Origin of the sequence: Lactobacillus kalixensis DSM 16043 (genome assembly GCF_001434335.1) — a bacterium.
Taxonomy (GTDB): domain Bacteria; phylum Bacillota; class Bacilli; order Lactobacillales; family Lactobacillaceae; genus Lactobacillus; species Lactobacillus kalixensis.
The window spans coordinates 1-10,608 of record NZ_AZFM01000045.1 but is presented as its reverse complement, the minus strand read 5'-3'; the positions used below and the strand labels follow the sequence as shown (position 1 = coordinate 10,608).

14 protein-coding genes and 1 pseudogene are annotated in these 10,608 nt (G+C 36.9%); 9 read left to right on the top strand and 6 right to left on the bottom strand.

Annotated elements, in window-relative coordinates; genetic code table 11:
- Positions 1-52: 52 nt before the first annotated feature.
- The 3 genes from FC46_RS09050 to FC46_RS10380 are packed head-to-tail and all read right to left on the bottom strand — an operon-like array spanning position 53 to position 2,107.
- Positions 53-1,225, bottom strand: a complete 1,173-nt coding sequence (locus tag FC46_RS09050; protein WP_201779061.1) for an MFS transporter — start codon at positions 1,223-1,225, stop codon at positions 53-55.
- An 18-nt stretch (positions 1,226-1,243) separates the two neighbouring features.
- Positions 1,244-1,825 carry a transcriptional regulator gene (locus FC46_RS10075; RefSeq protein ID WP_236702311.1) on the bottom strand — a complete coding sequence of 194 codons (582 nt, stop codon included), beginning with the start codon at positions 1,823-1,825 and terminating at the stop codon, positions 1,244-1,246.
- A gap of 27 nt (positions 1,826-1,852) precedes the next feature.
- Positions 1,853-2,107: a LysR family transcriptional regulator gene (locus FC46_RS10380; RefSeq protein WP_057799977.1), complete on the bottom strand. Its 255-nt coding sequence runs from the start codon at positions 2,105-2,107 to the stop codon at positions 1,853-1,855.
- 119 nt (positions 2,108-2,226) lie between these two features.
- Between FC46_RS10380 and FC46_RS09035 the strand changes: the two genes are divergently transcribed.
- The 3 genes from FC46_RS09035 to FC46_RS09025 all read left to right on the top strand — a co-directional run bounded on the left by FC46_RS09035 (position 2,227) and on the right by FC46_RS09025 (position 5,684).
- Entirely contained in the window at positions 2,227-2,763 is a 537-nt protein-coding gene (locus FC46_RS09035) for a flavodoxin family protein (RefSeq protein ID WP_057799975.1), read from the top strand.
- A gap of 26 nt (positions 2,764-2,789) precedes the next feature.
- On the top strand, positions 2,790-3,830 hold the full coding sequence (locus FC46_RS09030; RefSeq protein WP_057799973.1) for an alcohol dehydrogenase catalytic domain-containing protein: 1,041 nt from the start codon (positions 2,790-2,792) through the stop codon (positions 3,828-3,830).
- Positions 3,831-3,941: 111 nt separating this feature from the next.
- Entirely contained in the window at positions 3,942-5,684 is a 1,743-nt protein-coding gene (locus tag FC46_RS09025) for a 1-deoxy-D-xylulose-5-phosphate synthase (RefSeq protein ID WP_057799970.1), read from the top strand.
- 60 nt (positions 5,685-5,744) lie between these two features.
- On the opposite strand, the gene FC46_RS09020 is transcribed toward FC46_RS09025, so the two are convergent.
- Positions 5,745-6,101 carry a glycoside hydrolase family 73 protein gene (locus FC46_RS09020; RefSeq protein ID WP_269079434.1) on the bottom strand — a complete coding sequence of 119 codons (357 nt, stop codon included), beginning with the start codon at positions 6,099-6,101 and terminating at the stop codon, positions 5,745-5,747.
- Positions 6,102-6,227: 126 nt separating this feature from the next.
- On the opposite strand from FC46_RS09020, the gene FC46_RS09015 reads away from it, so the two are divergent.
- Together FC46_RS09015 and FC46_RS09010 are read left to right on the top strand one after the other, a co-directional pair.
- The gene (locus tag FC46_RS09015; RefSeq protein ID WP_057799966.1) at positions 6,228-6,764 is read left to right on the top strand and encodes a garvicin Q family class II bacteriocin; all 537 of its coding nucleotides are present in this window, start codon (positions 6,228-6,230) and stop codon (positions 6,762-6,764) included.
- 16 nt (positions 6,765-6,780) lie between these two features.
- Positions 6,781-7,089: a bacteriocin immunity family protein gene (locus tag FC46_RS09010; protein ID WP_057799964.1), complete on the top strand. Its 309-nt coding sequence runs from the start codon at positions 6,781-6,783 to the stop codon at positions 7,087-7,089.
- A 147-nt stretch (positions 7,090-7,236) separates the two neighbouring features.
- Here FC46_RS09010 and FC46_RS10475 read toward each other — a convergent pair.
- A pseudogene (locus FC46_RS10475) lies at positions 7,237-7,575 on the bottom strand (glycoside hydrolase family 73 protein); the annotation flags it as partial.
- Positions 7,576-7,587: 12 nt separating this feature from the next.
- Positions 7,588-7,833: a hypothetical protein gene (locus FC46_RS10470; protein WP_412363399.1), complete on the bottom strand. Its 246-nt coding sequence runs from the start codon at positions 7,831-7,833 to the stop codon at positions 7,588-7,590.
- A gap of 223 nt (positions 7,834-8,056) precedes the next feature.
- Between FC46_RS10470 and FC46_RS09000 the strand changes: the two genes are divergently transcribed.
- The 4 genes from FC46_RS09000 (at position 8,057) to FC46_RS08985 (ending at position 10,564) form a co-directional block, all read left to right on the top strand.
- On the top strand, positions 8,057-8,491 hold the full coding sequence (locus FC46_RS09000) for a LytTR family DNA-binding domain-containing protein (protein WP_057799962.1): 435 nt from the start codon (positions 8,057-8,059) through the stop codon (positions 8,489-8,491).
- Positions 8,488-8,907, top strand: a complete 420-nt coding sequence (locus FC46_RS08995; protein ID WP_057799960.1) for a DUF3021 domain-containing protein — start codon at positions 8,488-8,490, stop codon at positions 8,905-8,907. The genes FC46_RS09000 and FC46_RS08995 overlap by 4 nt, the downstream gene beginning before the upstream one ends.
- 171 nt (positions 8,908-9,078) lie before the next feature.
- Positions 9,079-10,038: a C40 family peptidase gene (locus tag FC46_RS08990; protein WP_157046824.1), complete on the top strand. Its 960-nt coding sequence runs from the start codon at positions 9,079-9,081 to the stop codon at positions 10,036-10,038.
- A 154-nt stretch (positions 10,039-10,192) separates the two neighbouring features.
- Entirely contained in the window at positions 10,193-10,564 is a 372-nt protein-coding gene (locus FC46_RS08985) for an SA1002 family membrane protein (protein WP_057799958.1), read from the top strand.
- Positions 10,565-10,608 lie beyond the last annotated feature (44 nt).

Genomic DNA, 10,608 nt, shown 5'->3' with positions numbered 1-10,608 from the left:
TGAATCAATTATCCCGTCGGATAATTAATTCACTATTAAGCTTAGAATGTTTTTATTCAGATTTTTTAAGTAAAACTAGCAAAATCACGGTCGCAATTGCCATAAAGATAAATGACAACCAACCCAAATTTGCCAAGCCGAAGTACTTAAGCGTTTGTCCAGCGATCGGTGAACTTACCGCTACACCAACATTCCAGAAGATGGCGTTAAGTGTTGAAGCCAGCATAATTGCTTGCGGATACTTCTTGGTTGAAACATCAAGGAAGTAAACTTGCAGTGGCGTACCGAATAGGTACAAGCTAAAGCCTAGGACGCATAACATTGCAAACCCAGTCCACTTATTTTGCATCGATAAGCTGAAGAATGCCAATAAGACTAAGTTAATCAAATAGATCGGCAACAAGTTCTTCATTCCGCTGCGAGAAGCGAGCCAGCCAGAGAATTGATTGGCAAGAATTGCACACACACCAAGGAAAAGCAGAATCCAGATTAATTGACTTAATGTAAAGCCTAAAGTTTGAGTGATGATCGGTCTGATGTAAGTGTAGTAGCCATAAATTGCGCCGGTAGAGAAGATATCAAGAATAATTCCGAGCCAAATGTTTTTATCTTTGAATAAAACTAATTGATCGTGATAATCACCTTGGCCGCCTTTTAAGTTTTTAGGCAGAATCGTGAAAGTAACGATGGTTGCTAAAACAGTGATGACAGTAACCATGATAAAGGCATCTTGCCAGCGCCAATGATCAGCAATGAAACTTCCAAGTGGAACACCGACAACAGAAGCAATGCTAAAGCCAGTATAGATCCAAGCAACGGTCATTGATCGCTGTTTTTTGCTTGAAGATAATTGGTAGGCGATAACTGATAATAGTGATTCAATTAGTCCAGCTACCGATGCAGTGATCACTCTTGAGATTAGCAGCCAAGTAAATGACGGTGCAAAAGACGATAGAATCGTTCCACCTAAGAAGATCAATAGCAGTGTAACTAATAGGTAGTATTTGTGAAAATGATTGGTGACTAATGCCAAGATGGGTGTTGCGATTGCATAAGTCCAAGCGAAAATTGATACTAGCCAGGAAATTTGGGTCAATGATTCGTTGTAGGACTTAGCAATTAATGATAGATTTCCGACAACCATGAATTCGTTACATCCCAGCATAAAGGCGATGAGCACGAACATCGCAGTCAAGATATGAAATTTGTGTTTACTTAATGCCATTTTTACTCTCCGTATTTCCTATTCATCTGCTTCTTCCCATTTTTCTTGAATTTCTTCAATCACTGGCATTAAGCGGTCGCGATTTTTCTTCAAAAAGCATGCATAAAATTGCTGCTTGGCAACCTTATCTTCAAGTGGCTTGAAAATTCGATCACCTGGTAAATTAAGTCCCCATTGAGAAAACTGGGTGAGGTTGGTAGTGAAATATGGCAGTGATGAATAATTCAGTAAGGTGGAGTATTCAGTCGAATCAGATTGGAAGATGATGTTAGCGTTAGGGATGTTGTCATGATATAGCTGCTCCCAAAAACCAATGTTGTATGGTGACAAAATGGTCTTACCTGATAAGGACTTGAACCATAATTTGTCTTCCTTAGCCAAATCAGAATCTTTTGTCAAGTTCACGCCCATCACTTCAGTTCCTAAATAAATAGAAGTAATATCATGATCTTCTAAGTCTTGGTTGAGCAATAGACAAGTGATTTTCTCACCAGCTAATTGTTGTTCAAAATGATCTAACACCCGCTCATCCTTAACGATCACATTCGGATCTTGGATCACATTCGTCACAATCGTAGGACCTGGGGCATTGGCTGCCATGACGATAGTAGTCTGATTTCTTTCATATTATTTAACATCTTTTGAAAAATCTAGGTTGCTATCAAGCAGTTTTTTAGCTTGCCGAACTGCGTATTTCCCGGTTTCTGTGAGTGTGATTTTATTTGGCTCACGGTGAAAAAGCTGTACGCCTAATTCGTCTTCAAGTTTTTTAAGTGATCTAGTCACGGAAGGCTGAGTAAGTCCCAACTTTTCTGCAGTTTTGGCCACCGTACCCATTTCGGCATAGGTAACCAGTTCTTCTAATAGGTAGAATTCAATCATTTTTTTGCCTCACAGTATAAATTAAATTTATCCTAGCATGAAAATCTTTGAATTTCCACAGTCTGATAACGACTATATAATTATTTTTGAAAATTGATCGAACGAGAAAGGAAATAATTATGGCTAAAATTGTGATCTTAACTGGTTCACCTCATAATCCAGGTACTTCAAAGCAACTGGCCGACGCTTTTGAACGTGGTGCTCGCGAAAGTGGCAATGAAATTTATCGTTATGATGCAGGTCTTCAAGGCTCAGACGCCCCACATTATTTACAACTTGAAAAAGCTCCGGGCATGGAAGTCGGGATTCCAGATAATGATATCGTTGAAAAAGAAGTTATTCCTAAGCTGCTTGATGCGGATATTGTTGTTTTAGTTTCATCAATGTATTATTTCGGAATTAATGCTCAACTTAAGACAGTAATTGATCGCTTCTATGATTATAATCACGAACTTAAGGATAAAAAATCGGTTATATTAATCAGTGGATATGGTAGTCAAGAAGATATGTCTGCAATTAAAATGCATATGAAATTGCTTCAAGATTATATGCGCTGGCCAAGTGTTGGTGAAGTCTATGCAGATGATTCTTGGAACCAAACCAAATTACAAAAACATGTACAAGAAGCATACGAAATCGGTAAGAGTATCAAATAGAAGTTTTTAAAAAGGAGATCAGGGTTATGAAGGATGCAAGATTTGAAGAAGCAGGTAAGATGACTGTTGTTGACTCACCAAAGCCAACAATTCAACAAGATGATGATGTAATTATTAGAGTAGTTAGAACCTGCGTGTGTGGTTCAGACTTATGGTCATACCGTGATACTGACAACACTCAAGCTGGTTCAGAAAACCCAGGTCATGAAGGATTGGGTGTTGTTGAAGAAGTAGGTGGCGCCATCACTACTGTTAAGCCAGGTGATTTTGTCATTATGCCATTTACTCACGGATGTGGTCAATGTCGTGCCTGCCGCGCCGGCTTTGATGGTGTTTGCATGAACCATAATGATAACTTCAGCTTTGGGAATCAGGCTGAATACTTACGCTTCCAACACGCACAATGGTCACTCGTTAAGGTTCCAGGTAAGCCTAGCGACTATAGCGAAGGAATGCTTAAGTCACTTTTGACATTGGCAGATGTTATGTCAACTGGTTACCACGCAGCTCGCGTTGCTAATGTTAAGGAAGGCGATACTGTTATTGTCTTAGGTGACGGTGCTGTTGGTTTGTGTGCAATTATCGCTGCTAAGATGAGAGGCGCTAAGAGAATTATTTCTACTAGTCGCCACCCAGATCGTGAGGCTTTAGCCAGAGAATTTGGTGCTACTGAAAACATCGCAACTCGCGGTGAAGAAGGTATCAAGGAACTTTTGGCAGCTACTGACGGTGGTGCCGATGCCGTTCTTGAATGTGTTGGTACTGAAATGTCTAGTGATGAAGCATTGAAGGTTGGCCGTCCAGGTTCAATTATTGGTCGTGTTGGTTTACCTCATGGTTCAAAGATTGATCCAGCTCAAACTTTCTACCAAAACAAGATTTTAGCTGGTGGCCCTGCATCAGTAACTTCATACGACAAGCCACTTTTGCTTGATGCTGTATTGAATGGTGAAATCAACCCAGGTAAAGTCTTCACTAAGACTTACACATTGGATGAAATCGATCAAGCTTACAAGGATATGGACGAACGTCGCACCATTAAGTCATACATCAAGGTAAGTGACTAATTTTAGAAAAATAAGTAAAGCAATCTCTTATATAAGTTAAAATTTTCGAAAAATCTAAAAAATTAACTTATAATTAATAAGCAGATTGCTTTTTTTGAAAGTAGGTAACATATGAATAAACATCCAGAATTTTTACTTAATAAAATTAATGGTCCAGAAGACTTAAAGAAGTTAAACGTGGACCAAATGAATCAATTGGCTGAAGAAATTAGAACTTTAATTCTTGAAAAAGATGCCGCTGAAGGTGGGCACTTGGGTCCGGACTTGGGGATTGTTGAAGCTACAATTGCTTATCACTATGTCTTCAACGCTCCAAAGGACAAGATTGTCTGGGATGTTTCTCACCAAACTTATCCGCATAAGATGCTAACGGGTCGTGCTCTTGCTTGGCTTGATCCAGATCATTATGAAGATGTAACGCCATATACTAACCCTGATGAAAGTCCATATGATTACTATGCTGTGGGGCATACTTCCACTTCTATTGCATTAGCTACAGGGATGGCTAAGGCCCGTGACTTAATGGGTGGTCATGAAAACATTATGGCCTTAATCGGTGATGGTTCAATGACTGGTGGCCTTGCTTATGAAGGTTTGAACAACGCAGCTATTGAAAAGCATAATTTAGTCATTGTAATCAACGATAACCAAATGTCCATTGATGAAAACGTTGGTGGTTTGGTAACTGCACTTAAGAAGCTTCGTGATTCAAACGGTGAAACTGAAGAAAATCCATTTAAGGCAATGGGCTTTGACTACCGTTATGTTGCTGATGGTAATAACGTTGAAGATATGATTAAAGCTTTTGAAGGCGTGAAGGATGTTGATCACCCAATTGTTTTACATATCAATACTTTGAAGGGTAAAGGTTATCAACCAGCAATTGATAACGAAGAAGCTCACCACTGGGTACTACCATTTGACCTTAAGACTGACAAGACAACAGCTCCAATGCCAGAAGGCCCAACCGCAAGCTCTGTAGCTCTTGATGTAGTGAAGAAGCATATTGAAAATAATGAAAAGATCATGGCAATCAATGCAGCAATTCCTGGTGTATTTGGCCTTGATGAAATTAAGAATAAGTACCCAGATAACTATACTGATGTTGGTATTGCAGAACAAGAATCTGTCGCTTTTGCGTCTGGTTTTGCTAAAGAAGGTGCAGTGCCAGTATTGTTTGAAAATTCAACCTTCTTGCAACGCGCCTTTGACCAATTGTCACACGATGTTGCCGCAAACGACTTGCCAGTTGTGATGCTTGTTGCTGGCGGTGGAATTTCTGGAACAAGTAAGACTCACCTTGGTATTTTTGATCAAGTGATGGTTTCAAACTTACCTAACTGGATTTATCTTGCTCCAACAACTTTGAATGAAGAAAAGGCAATGCTTGAATGGGCGATTAAGCAAAGAAAGCACCCAGTTGCAATTAAGATGCCAACTAAGCATGTTGAAGTGGGACCGGAAGTTGCCGCTGACTTTGATGAGATCAAGTATCAAGTTAAAGTTGGTAAAGATATCGCAGTTTTAGCGTTGGGCGATTTCTATGGATTAGGTGAAAAGGTTGCTGCGGAAACTGGTGCAAGTTTGGTAAATCCTGTTTCAGCTAATATTTTGGATAAAGCTGCTTTAGATAAATTAGTTGAGGAAAACAAAGTTATCGTAACTTTAGAAGATAATGTTCTAAGCGGCGGCTTTGGTGAAAAGGTCGCTTCATATCTTGGCGATCGCGATGTTAAGGTTTTGAATTACGGCCAAAAGAGAGTCTACACTGATCAAGTTCCACTTGAGAAGATTTATGAAGAAAATCGTTTGACTGTTGATCAGATTGTTGAAGATATTAAGAGGAATTTGTAATTAGAAGATAAGAATTAAAGAAGGCCTGGTTTTTGTGTGAAATCAGGTCTTCTTTATTTATTATGTATCGTATTTATGTAAATTATGTTTTTCAATTAATTGAATTATCTTTTTAGCGTATTCAGGGTCCGTTGCGTAACCACCTTTTTGCAAAGCTTTTGCAGCATCACGATAATTCTTAGTATTTCTGACTTGAGCATAACGATTAGGTTGATCTGAAGTCCCGTTAACAATTAATTGTGTATGTGCACGAACAGAATCTTCCCAACTGTTATAAACGCGAAAATTTTGCCTAACATGAACTCGTTTACCATTAACATATTCGTCGGTGTACAAACTGACTTTTTGAGGGTTTTCTCCAGCTTTGACGCCAAACAAGTTGTTGTATTTAGATGCTAATTTGCTTTTGCAATCGATCAGCTTCGACGCAGTTAAATTATCGTTGAATTATTTCTAAATTATATTTTAAAATTTGATGATCCATCAATCTAATATGTATGTATAATAGTCTTTAAAATAAGAAACATTGGAAGAAGGATTAATATGAAATTTGAAAAGATATTAGTTGGATCAATGTTATTAGCTGCAAACATTGTTGCTGTTACAACTACGCCAAATGAAGTTCATGCCGCGACTGTAACGAAAAATGTTGCAGAATCTGTAAGTACTAATCAAGGTGTTACGAGAGAACAAGCCATAAAGGAAGGGCAAAGTTTATCTAGTTCCGTTTTCACAAAAGCAGATCAATATATTGTTATTCAAAATAACCAGTATGTAATAAAACCTACTACAAATTGTGATTTAACAAATTCTGAAATTGAAAAAATTCAAGATATCTTGAGCGTTTTTAATAAGATGGCAGCAGAAAACAATACCGTTCTAATTCCAAGTAATGATGGATTATCTCCATTTGTTTCATTTGCTCGTAGAAGTCATAAAAGAGATATTGTAGCTTATGGTTCTAATGGTTATTGCTGGCGCGATAGACATGGCAACTTCCATTACACAGTTACCAAAAGCATAGGTCAGGCAACCTGGGATACCATTGTAAATGGCTGGGGAACAACTGATGTTGGCTAAAAGAAGATGATAATTTATGAAAAAAAAAGAAGATCCAGAAATTGAATTGCTTAACCGTGTAACCGACTTATTAATGGATGAAAATACTACACCAAGAGAACGTCAAATTTTATTAGAAGCTAAAAGAAGATTAGAAAAAAGAGTTATGCTCTCTAATATTGTTTGGCACTTAAAAACAGAATTAACACCGTGGGCAATGAAAAGTCAGTTATCAAAAGGTGTTGGAAAGCTATATTGCGATATCGTAGCCGGCAACATTGGTAGCTCCGGTACGTTCAGAACTGGAATTGGTATTGGTGCCATTTATGGAGGATTTTTTAGATAGTTCTAAGGAAGAAATTGCAAAATCTATTAGATCACGATCCGTACCATATAAAACAGACAGTTAAAATATATAAAATGGAATAATTTGTAAATAGAAGATAAGCGATAATAAAGACCTGGTTCTGATGAATCAGGTCTTTTATTTGGCTTATGCATCGTATTTGTGTAAATTGTGTTTTTCGATCAATTGAATTACTTTCGAGGCATATTCAGGATCAGTTGCATAACCACCTTTTTGTAAAGCTTTTGCTGCTTCGCGATAATTCTTTGCATTTCTGACTTGTGCATATCGGTTTGGTTGGTCCGTTGTTCCATTTACAAGTAGCTGTGTATGAGCATTGATAGAATCTTCCCAACTATTGTAAACACGGAAGTATTGTTTTACATGAATTCTTTTACCGTTTACATATTCACTGGTGTACAAACTAACTCTTCGTGGGTTTTCTCCAGCTTTGACGCCAAACAAGTTGTTGTATTTAGATGCTAATTTGCTTTTACCCTAATTGGATTCAAGAGCAGCTTGGGCAATGGTGATACTTGCTGAAATCTTGTAATTCTTCTGATCTTCTTTAGCCAGTGGCGCAATTTTCTTAATGAATTGCTTATTAGATATGTCAGTTGAATGCTGTTCAACTTTTTCAGTGGGCTTGTTTTGATTAGAGGATATTGCTAGGCCGATAATTATTAGAAAAATTGATATCGCACCGATTATCATACTGTTTAAATTCTTAATGTTTGATTTCATATTCTTTCCCTTTAGATGATTAAGTAGCATATTTTAACGTAATAGGATAGCCAAAGAAACTAAAGTTTAGCTAACGATTTTCTTTATATTTCTTTAATTTAGTACTCATCTGTGAAATAATCTTAAATATCTTACCATTCACCCGCAAAACATAACCATTGACCGCGAAATCAGTATTTTCAATAAATTCTCGACTATACTCATTATTGAAAGGAGCGAAGAAATGAAAATTAAATTTAATATTGATAGTCAATTACCTGAAGAAAGAGCAGAATTTTGGTTACACAAGATGACTGACAAGATGCAAAGAATTGCGAAAGATCTATCATCAGATTCTGATTCACTCTGGTGCTATCAAGAAGACAATGTAATTCCAGTTTCTTTTGATCAAATTATGTTGATTGAAGTGGTAGCTGATAAGACTTATGTCTATACGCTAGCAGAGCAATTTGAGTACAAAGAGCGTCTGTATAAAGTTAAAGAGCAGTTGCCATATGATTTTTTCACTGCTTCGCGCAGTAGCATTATCAACTATCATCAGATTGATCATTTAGAGATGGTTGAAGGTGGGAATATTGATGTAATTTTGAAAAATGAACGTAGAGTTCAGATTTCTAGACGAAGAATTAAGGATTTGAAAGCGAGGTTAGGGTTATGACAAAGTTTTTATCATATGTAGTAACGGGATTATGTGGTGTTGGTATTGGAGCGCTTTGGTTTTTAGTTAGGTTCTTAATGGCTACAACCGAATTGCATACGACTGTAACGATTTCATTAGCAGATGTATTGCTGTTCGTATTTATCTCAGCTTTAATTGGTGTTGCCTTTCGCTTGGCTAGCCTCATCTTTGCCAAGGAAAACTGGTCACTTAGAAAGCAAATTATTGTCAACTTTTTAGTTTTATTCATCCCTTGGACCCTATATTTTTTCATGGTTAACAATTTTGTGTTTAGTATCAAGACATTATTAAGTGCTATCGTTCAATTCATTGTGATGTATGCAATTGGATATGGTTTTTACTTTGTTAACTTGAGAAGAGATATTAATGAAATTAATCGAAAGTTGAAAAAATAGTGGGAGTGTTCTTTTAAGAAAAATACATTATGTAAACGATTCTGTAGTTCTCTTTTTTTTACTTGAAACAGTTTTCTTATAAAAAAGTGTTAATCAGATATAGATCTTGTAGTACACTAGTCTCTGAATGAAATAAAAACATAGAATCTTTAATTCCCGGGAGAAGTAAGAATGAAAAAAATTAAGGCAACTGGCATTTTTGCCATTACGTTGACTTTGGCAGCAACCGCTCTAACAAGCGGGAAAGTTTTTGCCGACGATACTAATCCAACTAATTCATCTAGCGATGCAACTACTGTGTTGCAAGATAATACCAGCAGTTCATTTACTAGTGTTAACACAAACACACCAAATACAGCTAAGCCTGAAGCTAAAAAGCCTAAGGTTAAGTTGTATCAAAATCCTAAAGGTTATCATCAAATTCATTACACTCAAATCAAGCCATACGGTAAAGTAGGATACAATCTTTATCGCGGTTATGAAGGTATTAAAACTTGGAAAGTTATGCACCGCATGGGTACTTGGGCAGGTAAGAATTACTATAACCAAGCAACATATAATGCAGTGAAAAATTTTCAACGTAACCACAATTTAAAAGTAACAGGTAATGTTGATTTAACAACTTGGAAAAAGATGGGCTTTTCAGAAAAGTCTTGGTTTGCGATCGATTCTTATATTGCACCCCTTGGTGCTAAAGCAGAGCAAGGGCGTAAAGCTCACATTGAAGCAATGATTAAACAAGCTTATAAGTACATGGGCAAACCGTGGCTTGCTGGTTGTTCATCAAGTCCAGCTTACGGAATAGATTGTTCCGGTTTAGCAATGCAAGCAATGTACGCAGGTGGTGTTAGTCCAATTCCGACTAGTTCAATTGGTCATGCTCATCCAGGTAATGAATGGAATTCACGCAACTTGTGGGCTGATAAAAAACTTAAGCGTGTACCATATTCACAACGTCAACGCGGAGACTTAGTTTTCTATTATGAACCAGGTACTCATACGATTTACCATGTGGCAATTTTGATTAGTAAAAATCAAGTTATTGAAAGTTGGCCACCACGAGTAATGGTCCAACCAATTGTAAATAGTCAAAGATACGTGGTTGCAGGGATTAAGAGACCATTTATTTAGAGATGAAATATCAAACTATGTCACTTCTAACACAACTGAGCTATCGATTATAATGGCTCAGTTTTTTTGTCCTCAAAAGTTTCTGAATAAACAATAAAGTAACTCTGCTTTTTTCTTGCTACAATGAAGGTATTACTTTTTGGGAGGATGAAATATGAGACAAGTTTGGCCGATTTTCTTAGGGATTCTAATCGTAATTGTGATCGGAATGATCTTCAAAGAACGCAAACATTTTGCTTTTACTAAAGCTCTTTTACTGTTTGTATTACTATTATTACTTTCTAGTATTAATTTTCTAATTATGTTTGGGATAACTTTCTTGTTCATGAGGACAGACCAAGCATTGAAGTTAGGGAGTCTGTTCATGTTGCTAGGAATTATGGTCATTATTTCAGGAATTATGTTGTATTGGGGATTGAGATTTTTCCGAAAATTCTTCCCACTTTCTAATACAGTCCTGACTATTATCGAATATTATATTCAATGGACTTTAATCTACATTACAATTTATCAAGCTGAAACTTGAAAGCACTAAATAAGCTGGAAGCTTTATAGGTTCTGGCTTTTTCC

Excerpts from the sequence above, each read along its gene's own strand:
- FC46_RS09050 (WP_201779061.1), bottom strand. The coding sequence starts at position 1,225 with ATGGCATTAAGTAAACACAAATTTCATATCTTGACTGCGATGTTCGTG.
- FC46_RS10075 (WP_236702311.1), bottom strand. The coding sequence starts at position 1,825 with ATGGCAGCCAATGCCCCAGGTCCTACGATTGTGACGAATGTGATCCAA.
- FC46_RS10380 (WP_057799977.1), bottom strand. The coding sequence starts at position 2,107 with ATGATTGAATTCTACCTATTAGAAGAACTGGTTACCTATGCCGAAATG.
- FC46_RS09035 (WP_057799975.1), top strand. The coding sequence starts at position 2,227 with ATGGCTAAAATTGTGATCTTAACTGGTTCACCTCATAATCCAGGTACT.
- FC46_RS09030 (WP_057799973.1), top strand. The coding sequence starts at position 2,790 with ATGAAGGATGCAAGATTTGAAGAAGCAGGTAAGATGACTGTTGTTGAC.
- FC46_RS09025 (WP_057799970.1), top strand. The coding sequence starts at position 3,942 with ATGAATAAACATCCAGAATTTTTACTTAATAAAATTAATGGTCCAGAA.
- FC46_RS09015 (WP_057799966.1), top strand. The coding sequence starts at position 6,228 with ATGAAATTTGAAAAGATATTAGTTGGATCAATGTTATTAGCTGCAAAC.
- FC46_RS09010 (WP_057799964.1), top strand. The coding sequence starts at position 6,781 with ATGAAAAAAAAAGAAGATCCAGAAATTGAATTGCTTAACCGTGTAACC.
- FC46_RS10470 (WP_412363399.1), bottom strand. The coding sequence starts at position 7,833 with ATGAAATCAAACATTAAGAATTTAAACAGTATGATAATCGGTGCGATA.
- FC46_RS09000 (WP_057799962.1), top strand. The coding sequence starts at position 8,057 with ATGAAAATTAAATTTAATATTGATAGTCAATTACCTGAAGAAAGAGCA.
- FC46_RS08995 (WP_057799960.1), top strand. The coding sequence starts at position 8,488 with ATGACAAAGTTTTTATCATATGTAGTAACGGGATTATGTGGTGTTGGT.
- FC46_RS08990 (WP_157046824.1), top strand. The coding sequence starts at position 9,079 with ATGAAAAAAATTAAGGCAACTGGCATTTTTGCCATTACGTTGACTTTG.
- FC46_RS08985 (WP_057799958.1), top strand. The coding sequence starts at position 10,193 with ATGAGACAAGTTTGGCCGATTTTCTTAGGGATTCTAATCGTAATTGTG.